Consider the following 15,609-nt stretch of genomic DNA (forward strand, 5'->3'; position numbering starts at 1 on the left):
TCAGCCGGCGAGCCCGTCGAGCACTGCGCGGGTGCCCGACAATCCCAGCCGCTTGGCGCCGGCGTCGAGCATCGCGACGGCGTCGGCGGCGGTGCGGATGCCGCCGCTGGCTTTAACCGACACGTCGGGACCGACGGCGGCGACCATCAACTCCACCGCGCGCGTTGACGCGCCGCCGCTGGGGTGAAAACCGGTGGAGGTCTTGACGAAATCGGCGCCGACGGCCGCGCGGCACGCCTGCACGAGGGTCTGGTCGCCCCCGAGGCTCAGCAGCGCGGCGGACTCCACGATCACCTTCAGCAATACGTGCTCGCCGATCGCGTCGCGCACCGCGGCGACCTCGGCGCGCACGGAGTCGAAGTCACCGGACAACGCCGCGCCGACGTCGATCACCATGTCTATCTCGTCCGCGCCTGCGGCCACGGCGAGCCGAGCCTCCTGCGCCTTCATCGCCGAAAGGTGCTTGCCGGACGGGAATCCCACGACCGCGCAGATCTTCTGCGGGCCAGACGGTTTGACGGCAGGCACCATCGACGGCGACACGCACACGGCGTACACACCGAGAGCTGCGGCCTCCTCAGTGAGCGCGCGAACGTCGGCTTCGGTGGCTTCGGGTTTGAGCAGGGTGTGGTCGACGAGCGCGGCCACTTCGCCGCGGGTAGGGCCCTGCCGACCCCCGGGTCGCTCCGCTCCTGCCCGCCGCCGCATCTAGAACGGTTCTTCGGTGCCGCCGGGATTGCACCCGGCCGCGACCATCTCCTGATCGGACACCTCGTTGCGCCAGGGCTCGAGGTTCCAGCTGACCTTCCCGGGCCTGCCCAGTTCGGCGAACTCCCAGTGGCAGACGAACTGCGCCTTCATTCCGGGGATGTCGGCGTCGGGCGCCAGGGTCAACACCTCATTCCACGCGGCGTCGGCCAGGGTCGGAGCGGCCAGGCCCGTGGCCTGGCGCCCGGCCGGGGTCGGATAGACCCGCAGGCTCGACAGGTCGCCCCACTTGGCCCACTCGACATGGTCGACGAACGGTGGTGCGGGATCGGCCGAAGCGGCGGGCGCCGCGATCAGGGGCGCGAACATCGCCGTCGCCGCGGCGGCGACGGCGATCATAAGACGCACTAGCGCGACTTCCCTTGCACCTCGAGGATCTTGGGTCGCACGTCGACCAGATACACGCCTGCGGCGACGGCCGCGATCGCGGTGCCGGTGATGCCGAGCAGCAGAGCCAGCACGATGCCGACGCCGAGGATCACCAGCCACACGGGCTTGGTGAGTTTGTCGGCTGCGGTGTAGGCGTCCGGGCGCTGCATCGCGGCGTGCACCACCGCGTACACCGCCGTCGCGACGACCGCGATCTGCAACGCAAAGAGGACGTAACCCACAAGGCCTTGGAGCTGCACGCTCTAAGCCTAGGCGGGTTACGCCCCCTTAGTCGACTCGCGTCAACGACGCGTGTCGATGCTTACTTCTGGGTGACCTTCTTGGCCGGGGCCTTCTTGGCCGGAGCCTTCTTGGCCGGGGCCTTCGCCGCGGACTTGGCCGGCGCCTTCTTGGCAGCCTTCTTGACCGGCGCAGCGCCCTTGTCGGCCTTCTTCGGCAGCTCGACGCCGACCAGCTTGGCGGCACGCTCGCCCACCGCGCGGGTCTGCGCGGCGACGTTGCCCAGCGCTTCCTGGGTCAGCTCGACAGCCTGGTCGGTGTAGCCCTCGACGCGGTTCGCCGCGTCGGTGACGCCGGGCTGGGTGCGCAGCCGCTCGAGAGCAGCCTCGCCGCGCTCGATCAGCTTGTTGTAGGTCGACTGCGCGGCATCGGCGTACGTCTCGGCGAACTTGCGCAGCTCGTCGGAGCTCAGCCGGTCACGCAGGCCGGGCAGGTCGTCCTGCAGCCGGTTCACCCGGGCGCGGGTCTCCGCGGCGCGGCTCTGGGTGTCGGTGCGGGCTTCGCCTGCACGCTCACGCAGGGTGGCGACGATCTCGTTGACCCGCTCGAGCGCCAGGTCGGCGGCGCCGACCGCGGCGAGCAGCGGGGCCTTCAGGTCGTCGACATTGGGCTGGTTCTTAGCCGGGGTGTTCTTGGCCATGTTTCTAGGTCCTTTCTCAGGTCTTGATTGGGATCTCTGCTGCGCTGTTGTTCTCGTATCAGTCAGTCGTCGGCTCCTCTGGTGTCTTGAGGCTGTTCGCCTCGGAGCCTCCGGCCTCGGCGTCTGCAGCTTCGTTCTGCTGGCGAAACGACGTGTAGATCTCGAGCAGCACCTGCTTTTGCCGCTCCGTGATCGCCGAGTCGGTGACGATGGCGTCGCGCACCTCGCTGTTGACACTGGGTTCCAGGATTCCGGCCCTCACGTAGAGCACCTCCGCAGAGACCCGCAGTGCCTTGGCGATCTGGTTGAGCACATCGGCCGAGGGTTTGCGCAATCCCCGCTCGATCTGGCTCAGGTAGGGATTGCTGACGCCGGCCTTCTCGGCCAGTTGCCGCACGGACACCTGCGCTGCCTCACGTTGCGTGCGGATGAAGCTGCCGATGTCCATCGCTGCGCTCTGCGCGGCGGTGGATACGACGACAGCCAGATTTTCATCCTGCGGCATGCGTAGACCCCTCGATTGCGTCGGTTATCCAAGCGACGAAGACAACCGTACGACGGGGTGCTAACTTTTGCAAGCACTAGTTAGCGCAGGTCAGAAGAGTAGCTGGGCTATCGAATAGATCGCGAGGCCGGCCAGCGAGCCCACCACGGTGCCGTTGATCCGGATGAATTGCAGGTCACGGCCGACGTGCAATTCGATGCGGCGGCTCGCCTCATCGGCGTCCCACCGCTCGATCGTTTCGGTGATGATCGCTGTGATCTCCACCCCATACTCGGCGACCAGGTGCTGGGCGGCCCGGATGATCCAGTTGTCGACCTTGTCGCGCAGGTCGCCGTCGTCGCGCAGGGATTCGCCGATGTGCACCACGGAGTCGGCGATGCGGGTGCGCAGCGCCGACGACGGGTCGTCGACCGACTCGAGGATGATCCGTTTCGCCGCGTTCCACGCGGTTTCGGCGGCCTTGGCTACCTCGTCGCGGGCCATGATCTGGTCCTTGACGTTCTCGGCGCGCGCGATGGTGGCGTCGTCGTTCTGCAGGTCGTCGGCGAACTCGAACAGGAACCGGGTGGCAGAGCGCCGCAGTTCGTGGTCGGGGTTGCGCCGCACCTTGTCGGTGAAGTCCATCAGCTCGCGGTGGATGCGGTCGCCGACGAGGTGGTCGACCCAGCGCGGCGACCAGGTCGGCGAGTCGCGCTCGATGACCCGCTCGATGATGTCGCCCGCGTTGAGCGACCACTGAAAGGCCCGGTCGGCCAGCAGCTGCAGCAGCGCCTCCTGGCGGCCCTCGGCAAGCAGCGTGCCCAATACGCGCCCGATCGGCGGGCCCCATTGCGGTTCGGCGACGCGCTTGATGATCATCCGGTCGAGCACGTGCTGGACGTCCTCGTCGCGCAGCATCTCGACGAGAACCCTCAGCACGGTCGAGGCTTCGGCGGCGACACGTTCGGCGTGCGTCGGCTCGGAGAGCCATTTGCCCATCCGGCCCGCGACCTCCGCGTCACGCAGCTTGGTCGCCACGACCTCGGGCGACAGGAAGTTCTCGCGCACGAATGTGCCGAGGCCCTCGCCGAGCTGGTCCTTCTTGCGCTTGATGATCGCGGTGTGCGGAATGGGGATCCGCAACGGATGCCGAAACAGCGCCGTCACCGCGAACCAGTCGGCGAGCGCGCCGACCATGCCGGCTTCGGCGGCGGCCCGGACGTATCCGACCCAGGCTGCGGCGCCGTCGGCCTGCGCCCAGCTGCAGAGCAGGAAGACGATCGTCGCACCGATCAGGAAGCTCAGAGCGACGAGTTTCATCCGCCGCAACGAGCGGGCGCGCTCCGCGTCGGCAGCTGAATCGGCCGCGGCCAGCGACTCGGCAAAGCCGGCCCGCGGCGGGTTCAGAGCCGGGCCACCGGCGTGGGGTCTGTGTGCCACCGTTCCATCATCCGCTACTGCGGCGGCGCGGACCGTCCGACAACGCCTGAGGTCAAGATCAGCCGTAGTATCAAGGAGAACTAGGGAACGGATCACGGGCACAGTGGCACAGCAGGCTCACGCGATTGCGGTCAAGACCGATGGCCGCAAGCGACGCTGGCACCAGCACAAGGTGGAGCGGCGCAATGAGCTGGTCGACGGCACCCTCGAAGCCATCCGTCGACTGGGCAGCAACGTCAGCATGGACGAGATCGCGGCCGAGATCGGGGTCTCCAAGACGGTGCTTTACCGCTACTTCGTCGACAAGAACGACCTCACCACCGCGGTGATGATGCGCTTCGCGCAGACCACGCTGATCCCGAACATGGCGCGTGCGCTGTCGTCGGATCTGGACGGCTACGAGCTCACCCGCGAGATCATCCGCGTCTATGTCGAAACCGTGGCCTCCGAGCCGGAGCCGTATCAGTTCGTCATGGCCAACAACTCGGCCAGCAAGAGCAAGGCCGTCGCGACCTCCGAGCAGATCATCGCGCGCATGCTCGCGGTGATGCTGCGCCGCCGCATGATGACCGCAGGCATGGACACCGGCGGCGTCGAGCCGTGGGCGTACCACACCGTCGGCGGGGTCCAGCTGGCCACGCACTCGTGGATGACGAACCGCCGGATGACCGCCGACGAGCTGATCGACTACCTCACGATGCTGTCGTGGAACGCGCTGTGCGGCATCGTCGAGGTCGGCGGGTCGTTGGAGAAGTTCCGCAGCCAAGCGCACCCCTCACCGGCTTTGCCGAAACATAAGCTGCAGGAATGAGCTCTTCGATACCTGCCCAGCTCGTCTTTGCGCCCGGCCAGTCAGTCGCCGACATCGACACCAGTGCGACGCCCGGGTTTTCCGGTGCGAAAGCCGACGCGGCTCCCGTGCAGGCGGAACGCAGTGCGCGCCTAACCGAACTGCAGGAGATGCTCTACGCCAGCCACAAGGCCGCCGACGACACCCGCTCAGTGCTGCTGGTGCTGCAGGGCATGGATGCCGCAGGCAAGGGCGGGATCGTCAAACATGTTGTCGGCGCGGTCAATCCGATGGGTGTGCGGTATACCAGCTTCGGCAAGCCGACGGAGGAGGAGCTGGCGCACGACTACCTGTGGCGAATCCGCAAGGCGCTGCCGCCTGCCGGACACATCGGGGTGTTCGACCGCTCACACTACGAGGACGTGTTGATCGTTCGGGTGCACAACCTCGTCGCGCCGGAGGTGTGGGGTGCGCGCTACGACGAGATCAATGCGTTCGAGCGCGAACTCGTCGACAGCGGGGTGCGGCTGGTCAAGGTCGCGATGTTCATCTCGCTCGACGAGCAGAAGAGACAACTGCTCGAGCGGCTCGACGATCCGACGAAGTACTGGAAATACAACCCCGGCGACATCGACGAGCGCTTGGAGTGGCCGAAGTATCAGGAGGCCTACCAGGCGGTGCTGGACCGCACCTCGACGGATTACGCGCCGTGGCATGTGGTGCCATGCGACAAGCGCTGGTACAGCCGTCTCGCGGTCACCGAGCTGCTGATTCAGGCGCTTGAGAGCCTCGACTTGTCGTGGCCCGCAGCAGATTTCGATGTCGAGGCGGAACGCAAGCGCCTGCTCGACGCTTAGGCCCTAGTACGAGTAGAAGCCCTGGCCCGACTTCTTGCCGAGCTGGCCGGCCTCGACCATCCGCAGCAGCAGCGGCGGCGGGGCGTAGTGCGCGTCCCTCAATTCGTCGTACATCGAGTCCGCGATCAGCTTCATGGTGTCCAGACCGATGAGATCCGACAGCCGCAGCGGGCCCATCGGATGCGACAGTCCGGCCACAATCGCCGTGTCGACGTCCTCGACTGTCGCGACGCCCGCCTCGACCATGCGGATCGCCGACAGCAGATAGGGCACCAGCAGCGCGTTGACCACGAAGCCGGACCGGTCGCTACACCGCACGACCTGCTTGCCCAGCACCTCACTCGCGAACTGCTCGGTGCGCGCGAGCGCACCGTCAGACGTCACCAACGTGTTGACCAGTTCCACCAACGGCAGCACCGGGACCGGGTTGAAGAAGTGCAACCCCAGCACCCGCGACGGATTCTTCGTCGCCGCAGCGATTTTCATGATCGGGATGCTCGAGGTGTTCGACGCGAGCACCGCGTCGGGATCGGTGATGATCTCGTCGAGTTGCGCGAAGATCTTGCCCTTGACCGCTTCGTCCTCGACAACCGCCTCGATCACGAGCTGACGGTCCGCCAGGTCGGCGAGCGAGGTCGTGAACGTGAGCCGCCCCAGCGCCGCGTCGCGCTCGCCCTCGGACAGTTTGCCCTTCTTCGCCGCGCGCTCCAGCGACCCGGTGATGCGGTCACGGCCCGCGTTCGCCAGCTCTTCGGTCGGCTCGAAGACGACGACGTCCGCCCCGGCCTTCGCGCACACCTCGGCGATGCCGCCGCCCATCTGCCCCGCGCCGACAACGCCTACCCGTTCAATGCTCACTGGTGACTCCCTTAGACAGCATCAAGCCCCGCCCAATGATGGACGGGGCCTGACGCTATCAACTCCTAGTGGAACTGCCCCTCTTCGGTCGAACCCGCGAGCGCGGTGGTCGACGAGTTCGGGTCGACGGTGGTGGCGATCCGGTCGAAGTAACCGGCGCCGACCTCGCGCTGGTGCTTGGTCGCGGTGTAACCCCGCTCCTCGGCGTCGAATTCACGCTCCTGCAGCTCGACGTACGCGCTCATCTGGTTGCGGGCGTAGCCGTAGGCCAGATCGAACATCGAGTAGTTCAGGGCATGGAAGCCGGCCAGCGTGATGAACTGGAACTTGAAGCCCATCGCGCCGAGCTCCTTCTGGAACTTCGCGATGGTCGCGTCGTCGAGATGCTTGCGCCAGTTGAACGACGGCGAGCAGTTGTAGGCCAGCATCTGGTCCGGGAACTCGCTCTTGACGCCCTCGGCGAACTTCGCCGCCAGCTCCAGGTCCGGCGTGCCGGTCTCCATCCAGATCAGGTCGGAGTACGGCGCGTAGGCCTTGGCGCGGGCGATGCACGGCTCCAAACCGTTGCGCACCCGGTAGAAGCCTTCCTTCGTCCGCTCACCGGTGATGAACGGGCGGTCGCGCTCGTCGACGTCGGAGGTGATCAGCGTGGCGGCCTCGGCGTCGGTGCGGGCGATGACGACCGTAGGCACGTCGGCGACGTCGGCCGCCAGGCGAGCCGAGGTCAGCGTGCGGATGTGCTGCTGGGTCGGGATCAGCACCTTGCCACCGAGGTGACCACACTTCTTCTCCGAAGCCAGCTGGTCCTCCCAGTGCGAGCCCGCGACGCCGGCGGAGATCATCGCCTTCTGCAGCTCGTAGACGTTGAGCGCACCGCCGAAGCCGGCCTCGCCGTCGGCGACGATGGGCGCGAGCCAGTTCTCGACCGACGTATCGCCCTCGACCTTGGCGATCTCGTCGGCGCGCAGCAGGGCGTTGTTGATGCGGCGGACGACCTGCGGCACCGAGTTGGCCGGGTACAGGCTCTGGTCCGGGTAGGTGTGGCCGGACAGGTTCGCGTCACCGGCGACCTGCCACCCCGAGAGATAGATGGCCTTCAGGCCGGCGCGCACCTGCTGGACGGCCATGTTGCCGGTCAGCGCGCCGAGCGCGTTGACGAACTCCATGTCGTGCAGCTGGTTCCAGAGCACCTCCGCGCCGCGGCGGGCCAGCGTGGCCTCCTCGACGACGGAACCCTGCAGGGCCACGACGTCCTCGGCGGTGTACTCGCGGGTGATGTTCTTCCAGCGGGGGTTGGTGTCCCAGTCCTTCTGGATTTCCTCCGGTGACTTCGGCTGGCCAACGGTCGACATGGGTGCTCCTTCGAATCGTTCACTAGGCTGTGGCGCTGCCGGCATACCCGGCTTGTTAACGCCCGAACGGCTTTGCCGTTCCGCTATTTCGAGGATGCACCACGGCGTCTATGCAGGTCCAGCCGTTTCAGTTGCCAATTTTCGCCAATGATCGCCAGAACCTTGCGAATCTTGCGAAGGTGATTTACTCCTTGACCGGTTCAGAAGTTACCCGCCGGTAGGCGGTTTTCGCAGGTCAGTACGCCCGTACTGTTAACGGCGCGGTAATCAGAGCGAGAAGATCGCGGCGATGGCTTTGGCCTCCTCGCCGACCGCATATGTGAGCGTTGTAACAGTGCGGTCGGTGAGTTCGGGACCGAACTGCTCGGTCGATCCCGGCGGGTGCACGTGCGAGATGATCTCGAGTTTGTCGCCCAGCGCGACGGCGGCGTCGTGCTCGATGGTCACCCGCAGCGGATACCGCACCAGGTCGGGATGGTTGTAGAGGTAGTCCTCGATCACCGACCAATACACCGAGTTGTTCATGTGGTCGAAGATGTCGATGTCGCTGACGCGGATCGGATAGTCACGAATCTCCGCAGCGTCGTCGCGGCTGCCGGGCGACAGGTAGGCCTTGAATCGCAACCGGTCGACATCGGTGGTGCGCCGCAGACCTTCGAGGAAGTCGTCGGAGATGCGCGCGGGCCCCTGCGTCTCCCGGTTGATGTTGATCCAGAACGCCTCGGACTCGATGAGACCGCCCTTGCGGCCGTCGATGCGCACCCGCATCTCACACCACCGGTTGGACGTGCCCGAACACCACCGCCGAAGGCGCAGGATGTCCTGGAACTCGATGGGCTTGATCATGTCGATCATCGTGCGGCGCACGATCCAGAGCGGATGCGTTTCCTGGAAGCCCATCTCGCGCAACTGATCCGAACCGATGTCCTGAATATGACGGGTCGCGGCGTCGAACTTCAGCCGGCCCACCCGGTCCACATCGGCGACCCGCAGTGGCCACTGGATGTCGAACACGTCGGGGTGTGGATCGGGGACGGGCATCAGAGCCTTGAAGAGGCCCTGCGAAGGCCTTGCGCCTGGTCCACCCTTGGTACTCACGGCATTCGATCCTGCCACAGCGGGACCGGCTGCCAACAATGCGAAGAGCGTCTTCACAGCGAAGCTATGCTGGCTGACGTGGCGAAAACGTTCGTCGGCTCGCGCGTTCGACAACTTCGTAGCGAGCGCGGATTCAGCCAGGCGGCGCTGGCCCAGATGCTGGAGATCTCGCCGAGCTACCTGAACCAGATCGAACACGACGTGCGTCCGCTCACCGTGGCCGTGCTCCTGCGGATCGCCGAGCTGTTCGGCGTCGATGCGACGTTCTTCGCCTCTCAGGACGACACCCGCCTGGTGGCCGAACTGCGCGAGGTGATGCTGGATCGCGATCTCGACATCGACATCGACCTCGCCGAGGTCGCCGACCTGGTCGCCACTCACCCGAACATGGCCCGCGCGATGGTCAATCTGCACCGGCGCTATCAATTGGCGCACACGCAGCTGGCCGCCGTCACCGAGGACCGGTTCTCGGGCGGCAGTGGCAGCGGAACCGGCTCGATCACCATGCCGCACGAGGAAGTGCGCGACTACTTCTACGAACGACAGAACTATCTGCACGAACTCGACACGGCGGCCGAAGACCTGACCATCCGCATGCGGATGCACCGCGCGGAACTGGCCCGCGAGCTGTCGGACCGACTGACCATGGTGCACGGGGTGCGCATCGTGCGCCGGATCAGCCTGGGCGACTCGGTGCTGCACCGCTTCGATCCGGCGACCAAAACGCTGGAGATCAGCAACCACCTCTCCTCGGGGCAGACGGTGTTCAAGATGGCCGCCGAATTGGCGTACCTGGAATTCGGGGAGTTGATCGACAAGCTGGTCGCCGAGGGCAAGTTCACCAGCGAGGAGTCGGCGACCCTGGCCCGTCTCGGGCTGGCCAACTACTTCGCGGCCGCGACAGTGCTGCCCTACGGGCAGTTCCACGACGTCGCCGAGAACTTCCGATACGACGTCGAGCGGCTGTCGGCCTTCTACTCGGTCAGCTACGAAACCGTCGCCCACCGGCTCTCGACGCTGCAGCGACCGTCCATGCGGGGGGTGCCGTTGTCGTTCATCCGGGTGGACCGCGCCGGCAACATGTCGAAGCGACAGTCCGCCACCGGGTTTCACTTCTCGTCCAGCGGCGGCACCTGCCCGCTTTGGAACGTCTACGAGACGTTCGCCAACCCGGGCAAGATCGGAGTGCAGGTCGCGCAGATGCCCGACGGGCGCAACTACATGTGGGTGGCGCGCACCGTTGAGCGCCGCGCGTCGCGCTATGGGCAGCCAGGCAAGACGTTCGCGATCGGCCTCGGCTGCGAACTGCGCCATGCGCACCGCCTGGTCTACTCCGAGGGACTGGACCTGTCCGGCGACATCGCGACGCCGATCGGGGCGGGCTGCCGAGTGTGCGAGCGCGACAACTGTCCGCAGCGCGCCTTCCCCGCCCTGGGCCGCGCACTCGATCTCGACGAGCACCGCAGCACCGTCTCGCCGTACCTGGTCAAGCAGCAGTAGGCCGGACCACGCCTATAGACTCGTTTCGGTGAGTGCAATCGAGCCGGCGCGCATCTCGCCCGGCGGCTTCAAGGAACTCGGTCCTCTCAACTGGGCCATCGCCAAACTGGGTGCGCGAGCGATCAGGGCGCCGCGATTCAGCCTCTTCAATGTGCTTGGCCAGCACCGCCTTCTGTTCCTGGCCTGGTTGCCCTACAGCGGCATGCTGCTCGGAATGCTGAGCAAGCTCTCGGTGAAGGACGCCGAGGTCGTCATCCTGCGCGTCGGGCACCTGCGCGACTGCGAATACGAACTACAGCAGCATCGCCGGCTCGCCCGGACCCGCGGCATCGGCCCGGACCTGCAGAAGAAGATCTTCGAGGGCCCCGACGCCGAGGGGTTGACCGACCGACAGCGCGCACTGATCACCGCGACCGACGAGTTCGTCGTCACCCGGGGTGTGTCACAACAGACCTGGGCCGTGCTGTCCGGCCACCTCACCAAGCCTCAACTGATCGAATTCTGCCTGCTCGCCGCGCAGTACGACGGGCTCGCGGCGACGATCACCACGCTGGGCGTCCCGCTCGACTTCCCCGACTAGAGGTACGTCACTCCGAGCACGACCACCGACAGGAGCACCGGCGACGCGGGCAGCATCCATAGAAACGCGGCCCACACCTCGGACTTGCGCTGATAAAGGCGCCACCCCAGCCAGCCCAGGGCCGCGCCGACGACGAACGACACCGCCGCGACGACCAACACCCACGTGCTGACCGAAGTGGTGGCCGTGGCAAGGGATATGCCGGCCAGCCACAGGATGTGGCCGATGATCAACCCGCCGACGCCGGCGACCCAGATCGCTCTCAAAAGTTGATCATGTGTCCGGCGAGGCCGTGGAAGCACTCCTGCAGCGCCTCGGACAGCGTCGGGTGGGTGTGCACGTTGCGGGCCAACTCGTTGACGGTCAGGTCCCACTTCTGCGCCAGGGTCAGCTCCGGAAGCAGTTCGGAGACGTCGTGTCCGATCAGGTGACCGCCGAGCAGTTCCCCGTACTTGGCATCGGCGATCAGTTTGACGAACCCGCTCGGGTCGCCGAGGCCGTGGGCCTTGGCGTTGGCGGTCAGCGGAAACTTCGCGACCTTGACGTCGTAGCCCTCTTCGCGCGCCTGCTCCTCGGTGAGTCCGAAGCTGGCGACCTGGGGCTGACAGAAGGTCGCGCGCGGCATCATCCGGTAGTCGCCCAGCGCCAAAGTCTCTGCCCCGGCGATGGTTTCGGCTGCAACCACACCCATGGCCTCGGCGACGTGGGCGAGCTGCAGCTTGCCGGTGACGTCGCCGATGGCGTAGATGTGTGGCACGTTGGTGCGCATGTAGTCGTCGACGCCGATCCCCTTGCGGTCGGTCAGCTCCACCCCTGCCTTGTCCAAGCCGTAGCCTTCGACGTTGGGCGAGAACCCGATGGCCTGCAACACTTTGTCGGGTTTGAGGGTGTCGGACTTCCCGTCCTTGCTGACGGTGACTTCAACGGGCCCGTCGCCTCCCTCATCTTTGATCGACTCGACCTTCGTGCCGGTGAGGATCTTGACGCCGAGCTTCTTGAACTGCTTCTCGATCTCCTTGGACACCTCGGCGTCCTCGTTGGGCAGCGCGCGTGGAAGGAACTCGACGATGGTGACGTCCACACCGAAGTTGTTCATCACGTAGCCGAATTCCATGCCGATGGCGCCCGCACCCGCGATCACGATCGACCCGGGCAGTTCTCGCTGCATGATCTGTTCTTCGTAGGTGACGACGTTCTCCGACAGTGAGGTGCCCGGCACGAGGCGCGTGCTGGCACCGGTGGCGATGATCGCGTTGTCGAAGGTGACCTTCTCGGTGTCGCCTTCGTTGAGGTCGACCTCGAGCGTGTGGTCGTCGGTGAACTTTCCGTAGCCGCTGATCTCGGTGATCTTGTTCTTCTTCATCAGGAAGTGCACGCCCGCCACGCGGCCGTCGGCCACCTTGCGGCTGCGGTCGTAGGCCACCCCGTAGTCCATGCTGGCCTCGCCGCTGATGCCGAACAGCTTGGCGTCCTTGGTCAGGATGTGGTTCAGCTCGGCGTTGCGCAGCAGCGACTTCGACGGGATGCACCCGACGTTGAGGCACACGCCGCCCCAGTACTTGGGTTCGACGACTGCGGTGTTCAGGCCAAGCTGGGCGGCGCGAATGGCCGCGACGTATCCGCCGGGGCCTGCTCCGAGTACGACGACGTCATAGTGGGTCACGCCCCCACCCTAGTAAGGAATGACCCCCGCGAGACACCGGCTGGCCCATTCGCAGAAGTACAGGCCGTGCAGCACCGCCGCTGCGGCGGTCGCGGCCAGCGGCGCCGACGTGATCGCGACGGCCAGCGCCGAGAAGACCGGCCTGCCGGGCACCATCGCGGTGAGCAATCCGCCGACCGTGCACGCGATCAGGAAACACAGCACGACGAACACCGGGGCCGTCTTGTCGAGCGAGTGATACCACCAGTGGTAGAGGCCCCATCCGGCCGCGGCGGCGGCGATCCACACACAGGCGACGACGAGCACGAACGTCCACCGCTTCAGGTACTGGTAGGCCCCGGGCACGGCGACGGGCAGGGCAGGCGCCGACGGCAACTCGGGTTCTTGCGGCGGGGGTGGATGTTGGACCGGTATCTCACCGGTGAACATCGGCGTGAAGGGTCCCGTGGGATCGCCCGGCAGTTCGTCGAGGTCAGACACCGTGTGCCGCCTGGATCGCCACCAGTACACCGAACCAGCCAGGTGCGATCGCGAGGACGAAGGCGCCTGCCGCGGTGACCCATCGTCTGCCCGACAGCAGGATCATCAGCATTCCGACTGCGCTGGGCACGCCGACGACGAGTGCGATCACGACGTCCGGCCGCATCGCCGCATCCACGAGCAGGGTCGAGGCGATGCCGAGTATCAGCCCGGCAGCGGCCCCGACGAGTAGTGCACTCGTCAACACCCAGGCCCGCGGCAGCGGAATCACGTCTTTGAGGTTAACGCCGGGGAACCGCTAACCCTTTGAGCCACGCCCCAACGGAATCGGACAAGCATCGACGGCCTCGGCGACGATGTGCGTTCCGGCCGACGGCGGCCGCGTGCCCTTCTCGTAGTCGGCGCCCGTCACCGGCGGCTGTTCGTCCAGCAGCCGATTCTCCTCTTCGGTGAAGGCGCGGCCGCGCGACAGGAACCGCATACCCTCGGGAGCCTCGACGCTGAATCCGCCGCCGCGCCCGGGCACGACGTCGATCACCAACTGGGTGTGCTTCCACGCCTCGAACTGCGGACCGGAGATCCACACCGGCACGCCTTCCGATTGGACGTGCAAGCCGACGTCGAACACAGCCAGCAGGACATCGCGGTCTCCGATGATGAAGTCGCCGTCGGGGTAACACATCGGCGACGACCCGTCGCAACAGCCGCCGGACTGGTGGAACATCAGTGCGCCGTGGCGGCCCTGCAGTCGCTCCAACAGGTCGGCGGCGGCCCGGGTGATCAGCGCCCGCGCCGGGAGTTCAGCCATACGCACCCCGTCTCCGCGAACGTTCCTTACCACTCGAAGATTCGGCGAAATATCGAGTGGTAAGGAACGTTTGGCGCCGAAGGTGAATCAGAAGAAGCCCTGGGCCTTGTTGCTGTAGGAGACCAGCAGGTTCTTCGTCTGCTGGTAGTGGTCGAGCATCATCCTGTGGTTCTCGCGCCCGATGCCGGACTGCTTGTAGCCGCCGAACGCCGCATGCGCGGGGTAGGCGTGATAGCAGTTCGTCCACACCCGGCCTGCCTTGATGTCGCGCCCGGCGCGGTAGGCGACGTTGCCGTCGCGCGACCACACACCCGCGCCCAGCCCGTAGAGCGTGTCGTTGGCGATGCTGATCGCGTCGTCGTAGTCGGAGAACGACGTCACCGCCACGACCGGACCGAAGATCTCCTCCTGGAAGATCCGCATCTTGTTGTGGCCCTCGAAGATCGTCGGCTGCACGTAGTAGCCGCCGTTGAGGTCGCCGCCGAGTTCGGCCCGCTCACCGCCGGTGACCACGCGCGCGCCCTCGTCCTTGCCGATCTCGATGTAGGACAACACCTTTTCGAGCTGATCGTTGGACGCCTGCGAGCCGATCATGGTCTCGGTGTCGAGCGGATCGCCCTGACGCACCGCTTTGGTGCGGATAGCGGCCAGTTCCAGGAACTCGTCGTAGATGTCGGCCTGGATCAGCGACCGTGACGGGCACGTGCACACCTCGCCCTGGTTGAGGGCGAACATCGCGAAGCCCTCCAACGCCTTGTCCTGGTAGTCGTCGGCCGCGGCAAGCACGTCGGAGAAGAAGATGTTCGGGCTCTTGCCGCCGAGTTCCAGCGTGACGGGAATCAGGTTCTGCGACGCGTACTGCATGATCAGCCTGCCGGTCGTCGTCTCACCGGTGAACGCGATCTTGGCGATGCGGTTCGATGACGCCAGCGGCTTGCCCGCCTCGGCGCCGAAACCGTTGACCACGTTCAGTACACCGGCGGGCAACAGGTCACCGATCAACGACATCAGGTAAAGGATCGACGCGGGCGTCTGTTCGGCGGGTTTGAGCACTATCGCGTTGCCGGCCGCCAGCGCCGGGGCCAACTTCCACGTGGCCATCAGGATCGGGAAGTTCCACGGGATGATCTGGCCGACGACGCCGAGCGGTTCGTGGAAGTGGTAGGCGACGGTGTCGTCGTCGATCTGGCTCAGCGAGCCCTCCTGCGCGCGGATGGCGCCGGCGAAGTAGCGGAAGTGGTCGATGGCCAGCGGCAGGTCCGCGTTCAGCGTCTCGCGGATCGGCTTGCCGTTGTCCCACGCCTCGGCCAGGGCCAGCGACTCGAGGTTCTCCTCGATGCGGTCGGCGATCTTGTTGAGGATGCCCGCGCGTTCGCCCGCGGCCGTCTTGCCCCATGCGGTGGCGGCGCCGTGCGCCGCGTCGAGCGCCTTGTCGATGTCGGCCTCGGTGGAGCGAGCCACCTCGCAGAAGGCTTGACCCGTCACGGGAGTCGGATTCTCGAAGTACTCCCCCGACGCAGGCGGCACCCACTCACCACCGATGAAGTTTCCGTAGCGGGACTCATACGACATCAACGCGTCTGCTGATCCGGGCCGGGCGTAAACGGTCATCGGGGACTCCT

Annotated in this window: 18 protein-coding genes and 1 pseudogene; 4 read left to right on the forward strand and 15 right to left on the reverse strand. The window is 66.1% G+C overall.

Annotated elements, in window-relative coordinates; genetic code table 11:
- From deoC to N4S67_RS09045, 6 genes and pseudogenes are all read right to left on the reverse strand, one after another.
- On the reverse strand, window positions 1–708 hold the full coding sequence (gene deoC / locus N4S67_RS09020) for a deoxyribose-phosphate aldolase (protein WP_260992606.1): 708 nt from the start codon (window positions 706–708) through the stop codon (window positions 1–3).
- Entirely contained in the window at window positions 709–1,107 is a 399-nt protein-coding gene (locus N4S67_RS09025; protein ID WP_260993059.1) for a DUF2599 domain-containing protein, read from the reverse strand.
- A gap of 8 nt (window positions 1,108–1,115) precedes the next feature.
- Complete coding sequence (locus N4S67_RS09030) at window positions 1,116–1,397, reverse strand: DUF2516 family protein (RefSeq protein ID WP_260992607.1); 282 nt, start codon at window positions 1,395–1,397, stop codon at window positions 1,116–1,118.
- A gap of 65 nt (window positions 1,398–1,462) precedes the next feature.
- A pseudogene (locus N4S67_RS28040) lies at window positions 1,463–1,597 on the reverse strand (hypothetical protein); the annotation flags it as partial.
- Between the two features lie 538 nt (window positions 1,598–2,135).
- Window positions 2,136–2,582 carry a helix-turn-helix domain-containing protein gene (locus tag N4S67_RS09040; RefSeq protein WP_260992609.1) on the reverse strand — a complete coding sequence of 149 codons (447 nt, stop codon included), beginning with the start codon at window positions 2,580–2,582 and terminating at the stop codon, window positions 2,136–2,138.
- A 90-nt stretch (window positions 2,583–2,672) separates the two neighbouring features.
- Window positions 2,673–4,001: a DUF445 domain-containing protein gene (locus N4S67_RS09045; protein ID WP_260992610.1), complete on the reverse strand. Its 1,329-nt coding sequence runs from the start codon at window positions 3,999–4,001 to the stop codon at window positions 2,673–2,675.
- A 103-nt stretch (window positions 4,002–4,104) separates the two neighbouring features.
- On the opposite strand from N4S67_RS09045, the gene N4S67_RS09050 reads away from it, so the two are divergent.
- Both N4S67_RS09050 and N4S67_RS09055 read left to right on the forward strand, forming a co-directional pair.
- Window positions 4,105–4,812: a TetR/AcrR family transcriptional regulator gene (locus tag N4S67_RS09050; RefSeq protein WP_260992611.1), complete on the forward strand. Its 708-nt coding sequence runs from the start codon at window positions 4,105–4,107 to the stop codon at window positions 4,810–4,812.
- A complete protein-coding gene (locus N4S67_RS09055; RefSeq protein ID WP_260992612.1) occupies window positions 4,809–5,648 on the forward strand; it encodes a polyphosphate kinase 2 family protein in 840 nt (279 codons plus the stop codon). Before N4S67_RS09050 ends, N4S67_RS09055 begins: the two co-directional genes overlap by 4 nt.
- 3 nt (window positions 5,649–5,651) lie before the next feature.
- On the opposite strand, the gene N4S67_RS09060 is transcribed toward N4S67_RS09055, so the two are convergent.
- The 3 genes from N4S67_RS09060 to N4S67_RS09070 all read right to left on the reverse strand — a co-directional run bounded on the left by N4S67_RS09060 (window position 5,652) and on the right by N4S67_RS09070 (window position 8,899).
- Window positions 5,652–6,506, reverse strand: coding sequence for a 3-hydroxybutyryl-CoA dehydrogenase (locus N4S67_RS09060; RefSeq protein ID WP_260992613.1), 855 nt, complete (start codon window positions 6,504–6,506; stop codon window positions 5,652–5,654).
- Between the two features lie 65 nt (window positions 6,507–6,571).
- A complete protein-coding gene (gene aceA, locus N4S67_RS09065) occupies window positions 6,572–7,858 on the reverse strand; it encodes an isocitrate lyase (RefSeq protein WP_260992614.1) in 1,287 nt (428 codons plus the stop codon).
- A 267-nt stretch (window positions 7,859–8,125) separates the two neighbouring features.
- On the reverse strand, window positions 8,126–8,899 hold the full coding sequence (locus N4S67_RS09070) for an acyl-[acyl-carrier-protein] thioesterase (protein ID WP_260993060.1): 774 nt from the start codon (window positions 8,897–8,899) through the stop codon (window positions 8,126–8,128).
- Window positions 8,900–9,034: 135 nt separating this feature from the next.
- Between N4S67_RS09070 and ramB the strand changes: the two genes are divergently transcribed.
- Together ramB and N4S67_RS09080 are read left to right on the forward strand one after the other, a co-directional pair.
- On the forward strand, window positions 9,035–10,456 hold the full coding sequence (gene ramB, locus N4S67_RS09075) for an acetate metabolism transcriptional regulator RamB (RefSeq protein WP_260992615.1): 1,422 nt from the start codon (window positions 9,035–9,037) through the stop codon (window positions 10,454–10,456).
- 28 nt (window positions 10,457–10,484) lie between these two features.
- Window positions 10,485–11,036, forward strand: a complete 552-nt coding sequence (locus tag N4S67_RS09080) for a carboxymuconolactone decarboxylase family protein (protein ID WP_260992616.1) — start codon at window positions 10,485–10,487, stop codon at window positions 11,034–11,036.
- Here N4S67_RS09080 and N4S67_RS09085 read toward each other — a convergent pair.
- From N4S67_RS09085 to adh, 6 genes are all read right to left on the reverse strand, one after another.
- Window positions 11,033–11,302 carry a hypothetical protein gene (locus tag N4S67_RS09085; protein ID WP_260992617.1) on the reverse strand — a complete coding sequence of 90 codons (270 nt, stop codon included), beginning with the start codon at window positions 11,300–11,302 and terminating at the stop codon, window positions 11,033–11,035. The two genes, N4S67_RS09080 and N4S67_RS09085, sit on opposite strands and share 4 nt — an antisense overlap.
- The gene (lpdA, locus tag N4S67_RS09090; RefSeq protein WP_260992618.1) at window positions 11,299–12,699 is read right to left on the reverse strand and encodes a dihydrolipoyl dehydrogenase; all 1,401 of its coding nucleotides are present in this window, start codon (window positions 12,697–12,699) and stop codon (window positions 11,299–11,301) included. The genes N4S67_RS09085 and lpdA overlap by 4 nt, the downstream gene beginning before the upstream one ends.
- A gap of 9 nt (window positions 12,700–12,708) precedes the next feature.
- Window positions 12,709–13,179 carry a hypothetical protein gene (locus N4S67_RS09095; RefSeq protein ID WP_260992619.1) on the reverse strand — a complete coding sequence of 157 codons (471 nt, stop codon included), beginning with the start codon at window positions 13,177–13,179 and terminating at the stop codon, window positions 12,709–12,711.
- Window positions 13,172–13,450, reverse strand: a complete 279-nt coding sequence (locus tag N4S67_RS09100; RefSeq protein ID WP_260992620.1) for a putative holin — start codon at window positions 13,448–13,450, stop codon at window positions 13,172–13,174. Before N4S67_RS09100 ends, N4S67_RS09095 begins: the two co-directional genes overlap by 8 nt.
- 27 nt (window positions 13,451–13,477) lie before the next feature.
- Window positions 13,478–13,987: a DUF779 domain-containing protein gene (locus N4S67_RS09105; RefSeq protein ID WP_260992621.1), complete on the reverse strand. Its 510-nt coding sequence runs from the start codon at window positions 13,985–13,987 to the stop codon at window positions 13,478–13,480.
- A gap of 87 nt (window positions 13,988–14,074) precedes the next feature.
- On the reverse strand, window positions 14,075–15,598 hold the full coding sequence (gene adh / locus N4S67_RS09110) for an aldehyde dehydrogenase (protein WP_260992622.1): 1,524 nt from the start codon (window positions 15,596–15,598) through the stop codon (window positions 14,075–14,077).
- Between the last annotated feature and the right edge of the window lie 11 nt (window positions 15,599–15,609).

The organism is Mycobacterium deserti (genome assembly GCF_025345615.1).
GTDB lineage: Bacteria > Actinomycetota > Actinomycetes > Mycobacteriales > Mycobacteriaceae > Mycobacterium > Mycobacterium deserti.

What these genes read in the sequence shown, in the direction of transcription:
- N4S67_RS09025 (WP_260993059.1), bottom strand. Translation starts at nt 1,107, where the DNA reads ATGATCGCCGTCGCCGCCGCGGCGACGGCGATGTTCGCGCCCCTGATC.
- N4S67_RS09055 (WP_260992612.1), top strand. Translation starts at nt 4,809, where the DNA reads ATGAGCTCTTCGATACCTGCCCAGCTCGTCTTTGCGCCCGGCCAGTCA.
- deoC (WP_260992606.1), bottom strand. Translation starts at nt 708, where the DNA reads ATGCGGCGGCGGGCAGGAGCGGAGCGACCCGGGGGTCGGCAGGGCCCT.
- N4S67_RS09070 (WP_260993060.1), bottom strand. Translation starts at nt 8,899, where the DNA reads ATGCCCGTCCCCGATCCACACCCCGACGTGTTCGACATCCAGTGGCCA.
- N4S67_RS09040 (WP_260992609.1), bottom strand. Translation starts at nt 2,582, where the DNA reads ATGCCGCAGGATGAAAATCTGGCTGTCGTCGTATCCACCGCCGCGCAG.
- N4S67_RS09105 (WP_260992621.1), bottom strand. Translation starts at nt 13,987, where the DNA reads ATGGCTGAACTCCCGGCGCGGGCGCTGATCACCCGGGCCGCCGCCGAC.
- aceA (WP_260992614.1), bottom strand. Translation starts at nt 7,858, where the DNA reads ATGTCGACCGTTGGCCAGCCGAAGTCACCGGAGGAAATCCAGAAGGAC.
- adh (WP_260992622.1), bottom strand. Translation starts at nt 15,598, where the DNA reads ATGACCGTTTACGCCCGGCCCGGATCAGCAGACGCGTTGATGTCGTAT.